The following is an 18,075-nucleotide window of genomic DNA, read 5'->3' as shown; positions in this document are numbered from 1 at the left end:
CGCGCGAGTGGTGTATGTTTGATCTACCGGGTCAATCCTTCGAGGGCAAACAGATGGGGCTTTCCAACTACGCACGTGAAGACATCGGCAATCTTGTGCTGCTCGAACACGTCAATCTCACGATCCCAGACCAGCGTCTCGCGACCGCGTTCTATGTCAGTGCCCTCGGTCTGACGCGCGATCCGTTTCTCATGACGGGCGTGACCAACATGTGGATCAACGTCGGCCGCTCGCAGATTCACTTGCCGCACGGCGACGCACAGCGTCTTCGCGGGCATGTTGGGTTGATCGTGGGCGGGCGGGCGCCGCTGATCGAGCGGCTGCGCGCCGTCGAGCCCGTGCTGGAGCAGACCCGATTCGGATGGACCGAGCGGCACGACCGCGTGGAAGTGATCTGTCCATGGGGGAATCGTTACGACTGCCTCGATCCCGATGCGTGCACGGCGAGCGACCCGTGGGCGGGCATTGATCTTGGCATCTTGTATGTGCAACTCGATGTGCCCGTCGGCTGCGCGATGTCGATTGCTGGGTTCTATCGGGAGATATTCGATGCGTCTGTCGACGTACGTGAGTGCAACGGCTCGCTACAAGCCGTGATCGCGGTTGGTGGGCATCAACAACTCGTCTACGCGGAAACCCTCTCGGCAAGCCAGGAATACGACGGGCATCACATTCAGCTCTATGTGTCCGATTTTTCCGGACCTTATGAGCGGCTCGCCGAGCGCGGGTTGAGTTATGGGGAGGAGCCGCACCAATATCGCTTCGCCGAACTCGTCGATCCTGTGAGTGGAACGCATTGCTTCACGCTTGAGCACGAAGTACGCAGTTTGCGGCATCCGCTGTACGCGAGACCCTTGGTGAACCGCAACCCGGATCTGACTAACCGTAATTACAGAATGGGCGGCGAGGGTTTTGGCGGGGTGTTCTGATGCTGATCGCCGAATTCACCCGGAACGGAAGTTGTCTGGTTAATTTTCCGGAAAGCCAATCGAGTTCCTCTTCACTTCCGCAGACTTACTGTAGAACGCTGATTTAAAAGCGGTTTATGGGTAACGACGTGCTTGCTGCTTCCACTACGGTCCCGCACAATTTCCCCATGAAGTGTGGGTAGGAGCGTGAGCCTCCGACTGCTCACCTCAACATGAACGACATCGCCGACAGGCAGTTCAACATACGCACACCATGTTCGACGGACGCTGCGCTGAAGCGCAGCGTCACGCCATCCACGCGTGTCAGCGAAGGCCACTGACAAAACAGATCAGCAAGTGCGGTAGTCTGCACACGCAATTCGCATTCAACCGGCGTTGGTAACATAAGCGCGGAATCCCGGATCGTACCCTCCGCCAGATGACGCTCAACCACCGCGCGCGCCGCTCGCTCGATCGCCACGCACGCGCTTTCCGGCGTCTTTGTCACGCCGCTCGCATGACCCGTCGCGCTCTTGGTAACGACGAAGCTCGCATCGGGAAATTGCGCTCGCGTTTCCTCGGCGAAAACATCGTCGCCTGAAAGCAGCGCGACCCTCGCGCCGTATTCCGCTGCCAGCGCACCGTACAACCCGGCTTCACCGGTCTCCACGCCGTTCAACAACACCCGCGCAAACGCGAAGCCGTTGATGGTGTGCGCAAGAATGCCGCGGCTCTGCGACATCGCGTGGTATCCGATCATGAATACGAGGTCGGCTCCGTACTCCAGGCCTGCCATCATGCCAAGCGTCCGGGGCTTACCGAGTACGACCTGTGCGCGGGCGTCGAGCAGATCCGGCAGCAAGTTGCAGAATCCGCCGTGCGAATCGTTGACCCAGACCTGGGTTGCGCCGCCGGCAAATGCTCCTTGTATCGCGGCGTTTGCTTCAAGCGTCATCCAGCGGCGAGCGCGTTCATATTCGCCGTTACCCGCACGCGTCTGCTCGGGATGGAACACACCGGCCATGCCTTCTATATCGACTGAAATCAGGACGTTCATGGGGAAAATTAAAGTCAGGTTAACTCAGCAGCCGCACGAGAGCCGGCGCAGCGTCGAGTAATGAAAGACGTCGACGGCCATCGCGGCCCGACAGCGAGGTAGCGCTCCAAAGCACCGTCTTGGTCTCGACAAATTGATAAAACCGTCGCCACTACTGCCGACCTCATTCACTGAACCGGCCGGCGCGAAATGGGTGCGGGTCCACCAATAGGGATTCGCCGGTAATCATCTCGGCAACCAGACGTCCGGTGACGGCGCCCAGCGTAAATCCGTGATGGGCGTGGCCGAATGCGAACCAGAGATCTTTGTGTCGTCTTGCGGGGCCGATAATCGGCATCATGTCGGGTGTGCAGGGGCGTGCTCCCATCCAGGCTTCGCCGTCGATACGCGCCCCAAGAGGAAACAGCGTGCGCGCAATCGGTTCAACGGCGTTCAGTTGCGTTGGCGTTCGGGGCGCATCACGACGCGCCAGCTCGACGCCTGTGGTCAGCCTGATTCCGCGGCTCATCGGAGCGATCAGGTAGCCATGCTCGATGTCGAGCACCGGGTGGTTCAGGCGCGCTTCCGGTTGCGCCTCATAGTGCATGTGATAGCCACGTTTGACGGCCAGCGGCAAGCGATAACCCAATCGTGAGGTAACCTGTTCCGACCACGGCCCCATCGCCACGACGACGGATGTGGCCTCAATCTTCCCCTCATGGGTATACACCGCCCACTTGTCATTGAGCGTGGTGCCATCGCCAATGAAAAAGCGGCCGCCTAGTTGCTCAAAATACCTTCCATAGGCGCTCACCAGCGCATTCGGATCGCTCACTGAATCGGATGCGACATATCGGAGCCCGGCCAGCAGCGAGGTATCCAGATCCGGTTCAGTCTGGCGCAAGCGCGTGGCGTCGAGTGAATCGAACTCGACGCCGAATTCCCGATGCCACAGCTCGGCGCGCCTCGTCTCCTCGTCCTGTTTGGCTGCCGTTCTAAAAACCTTCATCCAGCCGATCGGACGCAGTAACGAACTCGCGCCGGCTTCTTGCGCAAGCGCCCGGTGCTCGGTCACGCAGTGTTCGATTAGCGTGGCATAGGAGCGCGCGATGGCCGCGTGGCGGCGCGGGTGCGAATTGCGCCAGTACTGCCACAGGAAAGGCGCGAGCTTGAGCATCGCGTCCGGGTGGTATCGGACATCAGTCGACTGGTTGCGTGCGTAGCGCAGGAGCGTCAGCAATCCGCGCGGAAACGCATGCGGATAGACGCCTTCGCGCTGAATCAGTCCAGCATTGCCAAACGACGTCTCGTTGCCTGGCTGCTTGAGATCCACCAGTGCAACCGAACGACCGCGTTTTTGCAGGTGTACGGCCACCGACACACCCACTATGCCGGCGCCGAGCACGATGGTATCGAACTTCATCGGCCGTTCCTCATGATTCGTTCAACATCAGCGCCCATACGATTCAGTATGTTGGTGATCTGCTCGGTGATCGACGCGCCGGCGGCGTCGGGAACCCGATCTGCGAGATGGACCCAACCGCCGTCGAAGACGACCTGGCTCACTCGCGTTCTGGTTTGACGAAGTTTGTTTTCGCGTGACATGGTGTTCTTTGGTGTCGGAGGTACCCGGACTGTCTTCGGCGACGGCCGCGATCCGCGGCGGCGAGCGCTTTGTGCCATTTGCTTCCCGCACTGCCCGGTGTAGCTCAGAAGGTTTCGGCGCAAGAGTCAGCCGGATTGTTGTCTGTCAAACGCGGCTCGCTATAGACCCCGAACATCCAGATGGCGACACAGGCAATGAGCAGGGGGAGCAGCGGCCCCAGGAGGCCGAGCGCGGCAATGCGGTGATGTAGTTCGACAGTGGCCGGCGAGCCCGCCTGATAGCCGATGAGCGACAGGAGGCCACCCGAGACGACGCCACCGAGTGACATGCCGAGCTTTTGCGCGGACATGAACATGCCCAGGTAAAGCCCGAGAGACGGCCCTCCCTTGGCCGATTTTACGGTGTCGAGTACCGCGGCCGTTAAGGCCACACCAGCTACTGAACAAATGATGCCGTAGATCGCGCCGGCCACCATGACCACCGGTATCAACCCACTGGCAAGGCCGGCCCAGTAACCGATAAATGCGGCGACAGTGACGAGAAACCCTATCCGTAGCGTTCCATTGTCACCGAGGCGGCGCAATACTGGAACGGCAAGCGGCAGGCCAAGCAGGCTGCCAATCAGCACCGGTCCCGCCAGCAGGAACAGGTCCTCGGCGCGGCGTCCAAGCAGATACTGATTTTCATAGGCCATCAGGGAGTTCATACAGCCTCCTGCTGTGCCGAGAGCGATGATCACGATGACGAGCACAACGAACGCACGATGGCGCAGGACGGCGGCGATGCCGTCACGCAGCGACATTTCCGCGGAGGATTGTGACAATGCCGCGGCCTGAACTGGGGTGTTGCGAACTGCGCTGTAAAACCAGGAGTACATGAACGCCATCGCCAGCACCACCACAAGGGTCATGCTTAGGTAGCCCCGCTCGCCACCGCCGCCGAGCCGGACCAGGGACGGTACGCAAACCACCAGAGCAATCGCGGTGAGGGCGGCGCCGAGGTTCCCGGTAGTGAGTAATTTGTTGCGCTGGTTGGAATCCGCTGCCAGGTCACCGGCCAGGGCGAGAAAGGTGACACCGGAGACGGTATAGCAAGTCGCTTGCAGAATCTGGACCAGCACGTAATACGCGACAAGCAGCGGCTTTGAGGTGAGCGGGGGATGAAAGAAGGTGAGGGGCAGAAGCACCATAAGCGCGAGCCCACTCCAGATACAGACGCGTAGACGGCCGCCCGCGCGCAGCGCCAACTGGTCCGAATAACGTCCGATCGGCATGTCGACAAGGACGTCCCAGAATTTTGGGGCTGCGAGAATGATCCCGGCAAGCCACGGTTCGAGATGCACGTATTCCGTGAGGAAGTACAGAAGCAACATGGGAACTAGTGTATGGCCGAGCGCGTTGGCTGATCCGGCCGCGCCGTATCCGCCCAGACGCATCAGACCGATACCGCGGCGGGAATTCGAAGTAGATGACATGCCGATTCCTGTTAGGCATCCTGGGATGCAAGTGTCCCGGCCGGCCGTCGTCGGCACGGTGGTTTTTCGAGATAGTGCCAAATAAGAAAAATATTTACAATATGGAAAATACACCTAGACTTTTCTCCGTTGCTGCCAAGCTGGTGATCGATCCGGGCAGCGACTGCATGGGAGCCCGTCGTTGATGAGGTCTTGTGCCTACTGGGGCGGGGCTTGTGGCGCAATGCGATGGCCCTGCGAGGGTCGCAAGCTGTGTTGGGGGCGCCTTGAACGAGACCAAGATTATCTTTTTTGGAAAAAATTGACTTAGTGGAAAATTGGTCAATATACTGCGTGCCATTGCGCCGATGCGGGTGCGATGACCTGGAGGGAGACCGATGGCTGACGTAGATCCAGATTCACGAGTGAGCGCCCTCGACGACATTTTTGCGCGACTCAATCGCAGTGACGCGCCAGGCTTGGTAGTTGGCATTGCACAACATGGCCGGCTGCTCTACCGGCGGGGTTTCGGGCTCGCGAGCGTGGAGCTGGCCGTGGCGAATACGCCGGATACGCGTATGCCCATCGGCTCGACCAGCAAGCACTTCGCCTGTCTCGCAGCGTTGTTGCTCGCCGAAGACGGAAAGCTTGATGTCGATGCGAGCATTCGCGCCTATATCCCCGAGTTGCCGGTACTGGCTGGCGAACCGACGCTGCGCCAGCTCATGACACATACCGGCGGATACCGGTGCTACCTGGATCTGAGCGTGCTGGGTAACGCCGGTGCGATGATGGAAAAGGGCGAAGCGTTCAGGTATCAACTGCTGCAACACGACGTGAACTTTGCGCCTGGCGAGCGCATGGCGTATTGCAACGGCGGCTACCATCTTCTGTCGATCGCTATCGCGCGCGCCAGCGGCATGGCGTTTGAAACATTCCTGAAGCAGCGTATCTTCGAACCGCTCGGCATGGTGAATACCGATTCTGTGCCGAGCGATCTCACCGTGGTGCCGGGCAGGGCCACGCCGCATGTGCCGCAGCCGGACGGCAGCTATCGTCGCGGTGTTCTGCCGCTCGAAGATCTACTGGGCGAAGGCTCGATCGTCTCGACCGCGGCCGACATGCTCATATGGCTCGCGCACTTGCGCGGCACGAAGCGGATCGGCAGCGAGGCCACCTGGGCGCAGATGCTGTCGCCTGCCCGTTATTCAAGCGGTGTGGTGGGCACGTATTGCCTTGGGCTGGAGCGGGAGAAATATCGGGGTGTGGAGGTGATCCACCATGCCGGGGCGGTGGCTGGCGGAGCTTCGCAGATGATTACTGTGCCGGCGCACGCACTCGACATCATCGTGATTACGAACGGCGCCCCGGCCAGTCCGACAGAGCTTGCGTGGCAGGTGATCGACCAGCTGCTTGGCGATGGCGTGCTGGAGGCCGCACCGCCGCGTGTCAAAACGGCGGAGCTGGCCGGGCTCCTCGGGAGCTACTGGTCGCAGGACACGCGAACGCTCGTCGAAATACTCGACGATAAAGGCGATCTTGGCTTCAATCTGCTCAACTCGATAGCGTTGCCGGTGGTCGCCGACCAAAGCCGGTATTGCGTGACGTTTCCCGGGATGGGGCCGCTCTCGTTTCGCCATGTGCCGACGTCGCTGTTGAGCGATGCGCCGGTTATCGAGTTATCCAATTGCGGGCACGTCGATCGACTGGTGCGCCTGCCGGATGTTCCGCCGCCTGTCACGGAATTCGCCAGCGGGCTTATTGGGCATTACGTGTCGAACGATCTTGCCGCGAGCGGAACGATCAGCTTCGACGGCAGCAGGGCGACATTCGCCGTCAAGGGCACGCGCGGCGGCTGGAGCAGCGAACTGGAGGTGATATCGCGCGACGTTGCGGCAACCTCCCTGAAGCCTGGGGAGTTGAGCGTGCCAGCGGTGCTGGTCGTCGAGCGGGAAGACGCGGGGCGGGTCCGCTGCTTCCGGTTGAGTACCACCCGCTCGATGAATCTGCATTTCGTACGGACTGACGACAACGCGACTCAGGAGCGCGAATAATGAAAATTTTTACTGCAACGCTAATCACCGAAACGAATACCTTCGCGCCGAGTCCGACCGGACTCGGCGGCTACGAGGCATTCGGGATTTATCACGGCGATGCCAGCAAGGTGGCGCCGGACGGGCTCGGGATGGGAGTAGCCGAATTGCGCAGCCTTGCGGCCGCGCAGGGTCACGAAATCGTCGAGAGCCTGTCGACGATGGCGCAACCGGCAGGGCGTACCGTGCAGCGAGTGTACGAGAGTTTTCGCGAGGAAATTCTCGCGGATCTGCGAGCGGCGCTTCCCGTTGATGCCGTGCTGCTGATATTGCATGGCGCAATGATCGCGGAACACTATGACGATTGCGAAGGAGACCTGCTCCAGGCTGTTCGCGCACTGGTTGGCGACGAGGTGCCGATCGGCGTGGAGCTCGATTTGCATTGTCACTTTACCGAGCAGATGCAGCGCAACGCAAACATCATCATCTGCTACAAGGAATATCCGCATACGGACATTATCGAACGCCTGCGAGAGGTGTTCGCGCTGACCGTGGCGACTGCCGAAGGGCGCGTGCGTCCCGTGACCGCGGTCCACGATTGCCGCATGGTAGGTAAATGGCATACCACCTGCGAACCGATGATCGGCTTCGTTAAGCGCATGCAGTCACTGGAGGGACGCGACGGCATATTGTCCGTGTCGTTCGGCCATGGGTTTCCATGGGGAGATGTGGCGGAGACGGGCGCCAGGATCTGGGTGGTCACCGACAACGACGAAGCCACGGCTCAGCGCATCGCGGCGCAGCTAGGCCAGGAGTTATGGGACATGCGTGAAGCGGCACGCCCGGCGCACCTGTCGATCGACGACGCGCTGGATCGCGCGCTGGCTGGCGACGGCGGTCCGGTGGTGCTTGCCGATCTCGCTGACAATCCGGGCGGCGGCGCGCCATGCGACAGCACGTTCATTCTGCGGCGGCTCATCGAGCGCGGTATCGCAGACGTAGCGCTTGGCTGCATGTACGACATCGGCGCAGTCCAGGTCTGCAGGGAAGCGGGCGTCGGCACGCGGCTTACGCTTCGGATCGGCGGCAAGTTGGGAGTGAGTTCCGGTGCGCCGCTGGATTTGACGGTCACGGTGCGCGCGCTTAAGGACGAGCATCATCAAAGCATGGGCGCTACGGCACGCCCACTGCGTTCGGCGGCATGGGTGTCTACGGATGACAACATTGACATCGTATTGATGACGGTGCGCGAACAGACGTTTGCGCCCACTGCGTTCACCGAGCTCGGAATTGATCTCGCGAGCAAGCGCATTGTCGTAGTCAAATCCTCGCAGCACTTCCATGCAAAATTTGCGCCGATCGCACGAGAAGTGCTCTACGTATCGACGCCGGGGGCACTAACACCTGACTTCGTCAATATCCCGTACCGGGTTCGCAGTCTCAACTACTGGCCGCGTGTTGAGAACCCATTTGGGGACCCACTTCTCCGTGGACAGACACAAGGTCACGCTTAAGTTTGCGAATGTGCCTGACAAGATACGCGGCTTAGGCCGCGTGAAGGTGGGGAACATCATCACAGGCCGGCCGCGTGCCCGGCTGAGTCAGGTTGTTAATCCGGCGTCGAGAATTGCCGCATCAGGCCGGACCTTTTGCGAGCGCTTTGGAGACCGGTTTATTCCTGTTTCTGAAGTTGCTCGATGATGCGCTCTTCGGGGCTCGTGCACACAGAGAGAAGGCGGCACGGACCGTCGGACGCGGCAAGGAACGCGTGTCCCATGCTGCTATCGAAATAGACCGACTCGCCTTGCTTGAGCCTCACAGGCGCATAGAACTCGGTGTGAAACTCGATTTCGCCTTCCAGTATGTAGGTAAATTCTTCGCCCGAATGCCTGATCAGGCTGCCGAATTCGGCGATGAACTCCTGAATGGTGCGGGAACGCACATCGGCAATCAGCGGTACTAACTGCTTGTTAAGCAACTCCACGGCAAGAAAGGTTTCCGTGTAGGGGCCGGTCCGCACCGCCACGCCCTCACCTTGCCGCTGGATGATACGTCTGCCCGGGACCGACGGGGCACCCTCGCTGGCCGAGCTATCGCCGAGAAGTCCCAGCAACTCCGACATGTTGACGCCCAAACCGGCGCTCACAACCGAAAGCTTTTCATAGGACAGAGAAGCCCGTCCCATCTCGAGCTTCGAGATGGTCGAGATGGCGAGTCCGGTGCGCTGGCTGACTTCCTGCAATGTCAGCCCGAGCCTGTTACGCAGCGCGCGAATGGCCTGGCCGGGCTTGCTCGGACTGGTCGGATCGTGGGTGGCAGCTTTTTTCCGCATAAATTTTTTCCGTATAGACGATCAGTATGCCAAAAATTGCATTACATGTGCATTACGGTCTAAATTATTCATTGTGGAAAAAAATGTTCTATTTGGAAAATTGTTGGTGTAAGGTGTGGTTCACGCCGCCATATGAGACATAACACCCGGGGAGCGTCGAGCGGCGCGGGTGCTTGCAGGAGACACGAATGAAATTTGCTGCTCAGCGCCACTATTCCGCAAGCCGCTTTAGCGGCATTGGATTCGTGGCACTCCTACACGTGGTGCTCATCTACGTTCTGGTGAACGGTCTTGCCTCCAAGGTGTATGAGGTGATCCGCAAGCCTATCGAAACAAGAATCGTCGAAGAGGTGAAGCCGCCTCAGCCCACGCCCGCAATCATATTGCCGCCCCCGCCGAAATTCGCGCCACCGCCGCCGTTCATTCCGCCGCCTGAAGTGGCCGTTCCCGTGCAATCGCCGCAGCCGGTCCTTGCACAGCGCTCAGCGACGCCGCAACCGCAGGCCGCGCCTATGCCCGCGCCGGCCGTTGCCGCCGCGCCCGCGCATACGGTGCGCACGGAAGTGGGTGTGGTGTGTCCGAATTCGCAGCAGGTCAGGCAGTCGATGCAGTATCCGCGCGAAGCTCAGCGCAACAACATTACAGGGGACGTATTGGTGGAGTTCGTGGTGGATGCCCACGGAAACATGCAGGACGTACAGGTGGTGAAGTCCGCGGATCCGGTTCTCGATCGGGCCGCGGTGAATGCAGTCAAACAGTTCAACTGTGTTTCGCAAGGCGAGGACGTCCGTGTCAAGGTGCCGTTCGCGTTCAACCTGAACTGAAGGCGATATCAAGCAATGCTGGCGGGCGCCACCCGCCAGGTCTATGAAGAACGATCCTGGAGTGATGACATGAAGAACCCGAGTTTGGCCGCCATTGCGGCGAGCGGCATGTTTGCCCTGACCTCTGTTGCACTGCTGACCGGAACGGGGACAGCCTATGCGCAGTCCGCCAGCAGCACGGCAACCTCGCTGAGCGCAGCGACGACCGCGACACCGGCTGCGCAAGCGCCCGCAGCGCAGGTCGACCAGCCCACTCCGCCGCCGCCGGTGGCGATGACCGAAGCGGTGTCGAATCCGTATGGGCTTGATGCATTGTGGAAGGGGGGCGACATCGTTTCGCGGGGCACGCTCGTCATCCTGGTGATCATGTCGATGGGTAGCTGGTACATCATGGTGACAAAATTTTTCGAGCAATTCCGCGCGAACCGTCGTGCCCGCTCGGCGGACGAGACGGTATGGGATGCGCCGTCCCTCGAAGCCGGCATGCAACAGTTGGACGAAGGCAGTCCATTTCGCTTCATAGCAGGCAGCGGGATCGAAGCGAGTCGCCATCATGAAGGGGCACTCCTCGAAAAGGTCGATCTCAACACCTGGATCAGCGTGTCGATCGAACGGGCAACCACGGTTGTTTCCAACCGTTTGCAGGATGGTCTCGCGTTTCTCGCCACGGTCGGCTCGACAGCGCCTTTTGTGGGTCTGTTCGGTACGGTCTGGGGTATCTACCATGCGCTGACAGCAATCGGTATTGCTGGACAGGCGTCGATTGACAAGGTGGCGGGCCCAGTGGGCGAAGCGCTCATCATGACGGCGATCGGCCTCGCGGTCGCCGTGCCGGCGGTGCTCGGCTATAACTTCCTCGTACGTCGCAACAAGGCCGTCATGGAGCGGGTGCGCGGCTTCGGCGCACAACTGCATACCGTACTCCTGAGCGGTGCGGGTACGGTCACGAAGAAGGGTTCTTCGTATTCTGTTCCTGACGACGCGTCCTCGCGCCGATCCATGAAGGCAGCAACGTCGTAAGCGGAGCAAATCATGGCCATGAGTACAGGACAAGGCAGCGACGAGCACGATGAGGTGATGTCGTCGATCAACACCACGCCGCTGGTAGACGTGATGCTGGTTTTGCTCATCATCTTCCTGCTCACGATTCCGGTCGCAACGCATAGCGTGAATGTCCAGTTGCCGACGCAGACGATCCAGCCTTTGCAGACCACGCCAAAGAACATCGTGCTTGCGGTCAATCGGGATGGCGACGTGTTCTGGTCGGAACAGCACATCGATATGCCGACGCTGGTGGCGCGCCTGAAGCAGGTCGCCGTACAGCAGCCGCAGCCCGAGGTTCAGATCCGGGGTGACGAGAATGCGCGTTACGAATACGTCGGCAAAGTCGTGGTGGCGTGTGAGCGAGCGGGCATCGCGAAGGTAGATTTCATTACGAATCCGGTTGCGCACGGCGGATGAGGAGGCAGAAATGGGAATGAACATTCCGGCGGGTGGTAATCATGAACCCGAAGTATTGGTCGAAATCAACACGACGCCGTTAATCGACGTCATGCTGGTGCTGCTCATCATGCTGATCATCACGATTCCGATCCAGTCGCACGCGGTGAAGATGAATCTGCCCGTGGGTACGCCGCCTCCCGTCGTGAAGGCTCCGCCGCCGGTAGTGGAGCTCGACGTGGACTTCGACGGCACCATTAGCTGGAACGGCGCACCTCTCGCAGACCTCGCGGATCTCGATCAGCACCTGAAGACGGTGGCGGCGCAGGCGGATCAGCCGGAGCTGCATCTCAGACCCAACCGGTTGGTGCCGTACCGTCGCGTGGCTGCTGTGATGGCGGCGGCGCAACGTCAGGGCGTCACGAAAATCGCGCTCGTCGGCAATGAGCAATTCATGCAGTAGGAACGTCTTGGGTAGGTGGAAAATGAGTCTTGGACTTATATCTGGACGCATGTCGTCCGCTCTGCTGCGCGCGCTGTTTCTAACGATCGGGGTGAGCGCCGTGCTCGTCAGCAAGTCGGCGTTTCCGGCAGAGACCCTCAGGCCGGAGGTAGCCAGGCCATTGCAGACCGCGCGTGCGTTGTACCAGGCGCAACGCTACAAGGATGCGCTGGCGAGCGTGGCGCAGGCGGAGGCCGTGCCGGGCAAATCGCAATACGAGAGCGATGTCGTTGCACAGATGGGCGGTGCGGCCGCCGTTGCCGCCGGCGATCTCGCCGTGGCCGCGCGCGACTACGCGTTTCTGATCCAGAGCGGCCGCCAGCCGGTTGCGGAACAGCAAAAGATGCTGGCGGCTCTCGCGAGTCTCGCCTATCAGCAGGGCAATTATGCGCAGGCCGTGCAATGGGGTCAGCGTTATCAGAGCGCGGGGTCGGGCGATCCGCACATGAGAACGCTGCTCGCGCAGTCTTACTACATGGCGGGCAACCCCGGTGCGGCAGAAAAACTTCTCCGGCCTGCGGTGGATGCGCAGATGCGCGCGGGGCGAGCGCCTGACGCTGACGATCTGAAGCTGCTGGGGAGTTGTTATCAGAAGCAGGACGACAACGCCGGCTACACCGCGGTGCTGGAACAACTCGTCAAATACTATCCGACGCCGGCTTATTGGGGCGAACTACTCGGCCGCCTGCAGGCAGATCCGAAATTCTCGGGACGATTCGAACTCGATGTCTATCGTCTCAAGCGAGTCACAAGCAATCTACGTAGCCCAAGCGACTACATCCAGATGACGCAGCTTGCGATTGTGGCCGGGCATGGTGCGGAGGCATTGAGCGTGGTGACCCAGGGGTTCGAATCCGGCGTACTGGGCAAAGGCGCGGATGCCGGGCGCGGGGAGCGGCTCAAGAATCTTGCAAGCAAAGCTGCAGCTCAGCCGCTGTCCGCCGCCACTGCGGGTAACGGCGCCGCGCTTGTCGAAACAGGTTTCAACGAGGCTCTCTCGGGACGAAATCAGCAAGGCATAGGCTTGATGGAGACAGGCCTCGCAAAAGGCGGTCTTGCGGATCCGAATGAGGCGCGCTTGCATCTGGGCATTGCCTACTACCTCGCCGGCCAAAAGGGAAAGGCGCTGAACACATTTGACGCCGTGGCGGGCAATGGCGAAGCGGCAACACTGGCGCGACTGTGGAAGCTCGCAACGCGTAGCACGTGACAACGCTTGTTCGTTGCCCCGCGGTCCGAGCGAGTGCCAATGCTGAAAAAATGGTAAGCAATGCACGCAATCGTCGTCTGTATTGCGTGCCAGATAAAAAGGTTTTGAGGCGCTAAATCTGAGCCCCTATTACAAAAAGGCCCCTATGCATAATGCAACCGCACCCCTGAGATTTGTCGTCGGCGGAATTTGCCACGAGACCAATACCTATGCGACGGAGTTCACGGGTTACACCCCGTTATCCAACTTCAAGTGCCTGATTGGCGATGAAGTTGAAGCGGAGTACGCAGGAGCCAATCATACGGTAGGCGGATACATCGAAGGCGCCGCCGCGGCGGGGGTTGAACTGGTTTACTCGACCGTGGCTATGGCGTGGCCGTCCGGAACCATTCGCGCGAGTGCCTACGAGCACCTGAAGCAATCCGTGCTCGACGGCATCAGGAACGCACTTCCGGTTGATGGCGTCTTGATGACGCCCCACGGAGCGGGCGTGGTAGAGGGGATCGACGATCTGGAGGGCGACCTGCTTGCGGCGGTGCGCGAGCTGGTTGGCGCTGACGTGCCCATCGCATCGGTCTACGATCTGCATGGGCAGATGACCGAGCAGATGCGCGACCATAGCGATCTGACGCTGCCGTGCCGGCTCTATCCGCATACGGACCTCGGTCAGCGCGGGGTCGAAGCGGTCGAATTGCTCGCCCAGACAGTTCGCGGCGCGATCAGGCCGGTCACTGCAATGCATCAGCTGCCCATGCTGGGCATGGTCATGAGCACGGAACCTGGCTTGCCCACTGCACACGTCAACGATTTGTGCATGCGTATGAGTGAACGCCCGGGGGTGATCGATTGCTCGTGGTTTCATGGCTTTCCGTACGCGGATATTCCCGCACCGTGCCCCGCGGTGGTGTGTACGACCGATGGTGACCTTGACCTCGCGCAGCGCTGCGCCGATGAAGTTGCCGACTGGATCTGGGCGAACCGCGAGGCGTTCCGGCCCAGGATTGTTGCTCCGGACGAGGGCGTCACGCAGGCTCTTGCCGTCGAGTCAGGTCTGGTTGTGATCAACGAGAACTCGGACAACCCGGGCGGCGGCGCGCCAGGAGACGCGACGCATTTGCTGCGGGCCCTTCTGGACGCGCACCTTCCGCCTGAAACCGCGTGCTTTGTGGCGATGCACGACCCAGACGTGGCGCAAAAAGCTCAGCGTGCCGGCGTCGGCGCGACGATAGAAGTCAAACTCGGCGGAAAGCTCGGAAAAATGCAAGGCGCTCCCATCGTTGCGGAGGCGTATGTCAAAGCCGTTACCGACGGCCGCTTCACGAATCTCCCAGGTTCGATGCTGGAGGGCGTTCAATTCGATCTCGGGACATCATGCAGGCTCATCATCGAAGGCGTCGACGTCATTGTTATCTCGCGTCCGACGCAAACCTTCGATCACGCCATGCTGCTGCTTCATGGCATCGACGTGCACACCCGCAAGATCGTTGCGCTCAAAAGCTCAAACCATTTCCGGGCGGGATTCCAGTCCATCGCCTCGGCAATCATTACGGTCGACAGCCCGGGTTTGAGTTCTGCCGATGTCGCCTCGTTTCCTCGTTCGCGCCTCGCGCAGCACATTTGGCCACTCCACGATGATGTTGTGCGAGTCAGATGCGAGCAGGTTGCTCACGCAACCCAGGACGTTTGAGTTTTATTTATCCGGACCGCTCGCGCTGCGTCGGTTGCATCGGTTGCGTCGCTACGCGCCGGCAGTCTGCGCTATCACGAGCGCGTCCGTCCACGGTCGACCACCAGATCCATCCGGATCTACATTGAACTATGAGCAGCATTCACACTATCCAGGTGCCACCGGCGGCCAGTCCGGGGAATCCGATAACAACCATTGATACACCTGCGCTACTGCTGGACGCCGACGCGTTCGAGCGCAATCTGGATGTCATGCAGGCGCGGGCCGATGCGGCTGGCGTGGCGTTGCGTCCGCATGCCAAAGCGCACAAATGCCCGGCGATCGCGCTTGCGCAGATCCAGCGCGGGGCGGTCGGCATTTGCTGCCAGAAGGTCAGTGAGGCGCTCCCCTTCCTTCAGGCCGGCGTCACGGATATTCACATCAGCAACGAAGTCATTGGTTCGGCGAAGCTGGACTTGCTGGCGCGGATGGCGCGGCATGCGCGTTTCAGCGTTTGCGTCGACCACCCCGATCAGGTGGTGGCGTTAGCGGCGGCGACCACCGCACACGGCAGCCGTATCGATGTCTTCGTCGAAATCAACGTCGGCCAGAACCGCTGCGGTGTCGCCGATGCGAGGCAGGTGTTGCAATTGCTGGAGGTGATGTCCGCACATGCTCAACTGACGTTCAAAGGCTTGCAGGCGTATCAGGGCGGTATTCAGCACATCCGTGATCATGCCGGGCGGCGTGACGCCTCAGGGCTTGCCGCGGCCCGTACAGCCGAGGTTGTCGACGCACTCGACCGTGCCGGGGTGGTCTGCGCCGTTGTCACCGGCGGCGGCAGCGGCAGCGTCGAGTTCGATCTCGCCAGTGGGGTCTATACCGAAGTGCAGCCCGGTTCTTACGTCTTCATGGATGGGGACTACGCTCGCAACGTTTATACCAATGCACTGCGCTTCGAACACAGCCTGTTTCTCGCCACGTCGGTGATCAGCGTTGGCAATAGTGACGCTGGACAGGTCGTGGTGGTCGACGCGGGACTCAAGTCGCTGGCCGTCGATTCTGGTTTGCCGACGGTCTGGGGCGATGGCGGCGCAAGCACTACCTTGCACTACACGGTCGTCAACGACGAACACGGAAGTGTGCAGATGCTCAATCACGACGTCGCCAAACCTGCGCTCGGCAGTCAGCTTCTACTGGTGCCCGGCCATTGCGACCCGACGCTCAATCTGCATGACGAGATCATTGTCGTTCGCGGGGGGCGCGTTGAGGTGATATGGCCAGTGAGTGCCCGTGGCCATAGCCGGTAGTCTGGTGCGTGCATGGAAATTTTCGTATTTGTGGTTGGTCCTGTTTGCAAAGGATCCCCTGTTTGAAGGTTGTCCAACGTATTGCTAACTATTGCGCCTCTATGGCGCTATGTCATGTGGAGAAGCGTCATGGTGGTTCAAGAGTTGAATGTGGATGTCAGCAGTGCCCTTGACGGTATGTTTGCCCCTTTCAATCGCAGCGATGTGCCGGGCCTGGTGGTGGGCATTGCGCAGCACGGCAAGCGGTTGTACCGGCGCGGCTTCGGGCTCGCCAGCCTGGAGCATGCAGTGGCCAATACACCGGGCACGCGCATGCGGATCGGCTCGGTCAGCAAGCACTTCACTGCTCTCTTGACCCTGCTGCTGGTCGAGGAAGGCAAATTCGATCTCGACGCGCCGATCCGAAGCTACATTCCCGAACTCACCGGCCCGGGTGGCGACCCCACGGTCAGGCAACTCCTTCTGCATCGCGGCGGCTCGCGCTGCTATCTCGACATTGGCGTCCTGTGCCGCGGTTTGGCGCCGGCGCCGTTGGGCAGCGCGTTGGCCAAGCAGGTTCGCCAGACGGGTCGCAACTTCGCGCCCGGCGACTCGATGATTTACAACAACGGCGGCTATCAGCTGGTGTCGATCGCGATCGAAAGGGTGGGCGGCGCGTCGTTCGAGGCGCAACTCAAGCAGCGCCTGTTCGATCCCCTGGGAATGCTCGATACCGAGTCGATCCCAAGCGATTACAGCATCACGCCGGGCGTTGCGACGATGCATGTGCCGGCGCCGGGCGGCGGCTGGCGGCGCGGCCTGTTTCCTTCGGAGGAGAACCGGGGCGAGGGCGCCATCGTCTCAACGGTCGACGACATGCTGCGCTGGACCGAACATCTTCGTACGCAAGACCGGTTCGGCTCGCCCGCAACCTGGGCTGCGCTGACCGAGCTTGCGCCCTTTCCAGACGGAACCGCCGCAAGCTATGGATTGGGTGTGATGGTCCAGACGTATCGGGGTGTACGGATCGTGCATCACGCTGGCGGTGTGACCGGTGGATCGAGCCAGATGCTCACGGCGCCGGACCATGGACTCGACATCGTGATCATCGCCAATGGCGCGCCCGCGTGCAGCCCGGTGAAGCTGGCCGAGCAGGCGCTCGATCTCATCCTTGCCGACCATCTGGGGGAGCGCGCGCCGACGATCGCAGCGGCTGACTACAAGGATCTGCTCGGCGACTGGTGGTCTGCGGACACCGGCATGATCTATGGCCTGGTCGACGACGCGGGCGTGCTGGGGCTGTCAGTGTGCAGCAGTTCGATTGGATTTCCGTTGGAGAAAGGACCTGACGGCCGGGTGCTTGCGCGGGGCGTTGGCGCGGGCATGGGCGATTTCGAAATCGGGCTGGAGGAGGCCGTGCGCGGCGATGGGCTGATGGTCAGGTTCGGCGGCCAATCCGCGGTTTATCAAAGGGTTTCCAGGGACACCGCCAACGCAGAAGCGTTCGTCGAAGCGGTCACGGGCCAGTACTACAGCGCCGACGCCGACTGCACAGCCGTTATCGCCCGGGACGGTGAACGCATCGTGCTGCGCTGCGGCGATGCGTACGGGCAACGCGAGAGCGAGCTGGTTTGTCTGGGTGAGACGCTTGCATGCATCTCGCCGCCCTTGATGGGTTGGTCCGCCGCGTTGAGTTTTTCGAAGCAGGGCGGGCGAATGAGCGGATTCCAGTTCAACTCGGGGCGGACGCGGAATCTCTCGTTCGAACGGAAACAG

Annotated in this window: 14 protein-coding genes and 1 pseudogene; 11 read left to right on the top strand and 4 right to left on the bottom strand. The window is 60.8% G+C overall.

Annotation, left to right across the window (positions count from 1 at the left end; all coding sequences use genetic code 11):
* The first annotated feature begins 14 nt into the window (after positions 1–14).
* Positions 15–929 carry a VOC family protein gene (locus tag HHL24_RS14215; protein ID WP_230417455.1) on the top strand — a complete coding sequence of 305 codons (915 nt, stop codon included), beginning with the start codon at positions 15–17 and terminating at the stop codon, positions 927–929.
* A 202-nt stretch (positions 930–1,131) separates the two neighbouring features.
* Here the strand turns inward: HHL24_RS14215 and HHL24_RS14210 are convergent, their stop codons facing one another.
* The 3 genes from HHL24_RS14210 to HHL24_RS14200 all read right to left on the bottom strand — a co-directional run bounded on the left by HHL24_RS14210 (position 1,132) and on the right by HHL24_RS14200 (position 5,024).
* The gene (locus tag HHL24_RS14210) at positions 1,132–1,965 is read right to left on the bottom strand and encodes a M55 family metallopeptidase (protein WP_169486086.1); all 834 of its coding nucleotides are present in this window, start codon (positions 1,963–1,965) and stop codon (positions 1,132–1,134) included.
* Between the two features lie 163 nt (positions 1,966–2,128).
* Positions 2,129–3,367, bottom strand: coding sequence for an NAD(P)/FAD-dependent oxidoreductase (locus HHL24_RS14205; RefSeq protein WP_169486085.1), 1,239 nt, complete (start codon positions 3,365–3,367; stop codon positions 2,129–2,131).
* 286 nt (positions 3,368–3,653) lie between these two features.
* Complete coding sequence (locus HHL24_RS14200) at positions 3,654–5,024, bottom strand: MFS transporter (protein WP_169486084.1); 1,371 nt, start codon at positions 5,022–5,024, stop codon at positions 3,654–3,656.
* Positions 5,025–5,401: 377 nt separating this feature from the next.
* Here HHL24_RS14200 and HHL24_RS14195 point away from each other — a divergent pair, with 377 nt between their 5' ends.
* Both HHL24_RS14195 and HHL24_RS14190 read left to right on the top strand, forming a co-directional pair.
* A complete protein-coding gene (locus HHL24_RS14195; protein ID WP_169486083.1) occupies positions 5,402–7,057 on the top strand; it encodes a serine hydrolase domain-containing protein in 1,656 nt (551 codons plus the stop codon).
* On the top strand, positions 7,057–8,550 hold the full coding sequence (locus tag HHL24_RS14190; RefSeq protein ID WP_169486082.1) for a M81 family metallopeptidase: 1,494 nt from the start codon (positions 7,057–7,059) through the stop codon (positions 8,548–8,550). Before HHL24_RS14195 ends, HHL24_RS14190 begins: the two co-directional genes overlap by 1 nt.
* A gap of 158 nt (positions 8,551–8,708) precedes the next feature.
* Here HHL24_RS14190 and HHL24_RS14185 read toward each other — a convergent pair whose 3' ends face one another.
* The gene (locus HHL24_RS14185; RefSeq protein WP_169486081.1) at positions 8,709–9,368 is read right to left on the bottom strand and encodes a helix-turn-helix domain-containing protein; all 660 of its coding nucleotides are present in this window, start codon (positions 9,366–9,368) and stop codon (positions 8,709–8,711) included.
* A 188-nt stretch (positions 9,369–9,556) separates the two neighbouring features.
* On the opposite strand from HHL24_RS14185, the gene HHL24_RS14180 reads away from it, so the two are divergent.
* The 8 genes and pseudogenes from HHL24_RS14180 to HHL24_RS45060 form a co-directional block, all read left to right on the top strand.
* The gene (locus HHL24_RS14180) at positions 9,557–10,192 is read left to right on the top strand and encodes an energy transducer TonB (protein WP_169486080.1); all 636 of its coding nucleotides are present in this window, start codon (positions 9,557–9,559) and stop codon (positions 10,190–10,192) included.
* A gap of 69 nt (positions 10,193–10,261) precedes the next feature.
* The gene (locus HHL24_RS14175) at positions 10,262–11,212 is read left to right on the top strand and encodes a MotA/TolQ/ExbB proton channel family protein (protein ID WP_169486079.1); all 951 of its coding nucleotides are present in this window, start codon (positions 10,262–10,264) and stop codon (positions 11,210–11,212) included.
* A 12-nt stretch (positions 11,213–11,224) separates the two neighbouring features.
* A complete protein-coding gene (locus tag HHL24_RS14170; RefSeq protein ID WP_169486078.1) occupies positions 11,225–11,653 on the top strand; it encodes an ExbD/TolR family protein in 429 nt (142 codons plus the stop codon).
* 10 nt (positions 11,654–11,663) lie between these two features.
* Complete coding sequence (locus HHL24_RS14165; RefSeq protein WP_169486077.1) at positions 11,664–12,095, top strand: ExbD/TolR family protein; 432 nt, start codon at positions 11,664–11,666, stop codon at positions 12,093–12,095.
* 49 nt (positions 12,096–12,144) lie between these two features.
* The gene (locus HHL24_RS14160; protein WP_169486076.1) at positions 12,145–13,344 is read left to right on the top strand and encodes a tetratricopeptide repeat protein; all 1,200 of its coding nucleotides are present in this window, start codon (positions 12,145–12,147) and stop codon (positions 13,342–13,344) included.
* 145 nt (positions 13,345–13,489) lie between these two features.
* Entirely contained in the window at positions 13,490–15,031 is a 1,542-nt protein-coding gene (locus tag HHL24_RS14155; protein WP_169486075.1) for a M81 family metallopeptidase, read from the top strand.
* Positions 15,032–15,162: 131 nt separating this feature from the next.
* Positions 15,163–16,320 (top strand): DSD1 family PLP-dependent enzyme, encoded by a 1,158-nt coding sequence (locus HHL24_RS14150; protein ID WP_169486074.1) that lies wholly within the window; start codon positions 15,163–15,165, stop codon positions 16,318–16,320.
* 114 nt (positions 16,321–16,434) lie between these two features.
* Positions 16,435–17,421: pseudogene (locus HHL24_RS45060) on the top strand (serine hydrolase domain-containing protein); the annotation flags it as partial.
* Positions 17,422–18,075: the final 654 nt, after the last annotated feature.

This window comes from Paraburkholderia polaris (assembly GCF_012927345.1).
In the GTDB taxonomy this organism is placed as follows: domain Bacteria; phylum Pseudomonadota; class Gammaproteobacteria; order Burkholderiales; family Burkholderiaceae; genus Paraburkholderia; species Paraburkholderia polaris.
This window is presented reverse-complemented; position numbering and strand designations above follow the sequence as displayed.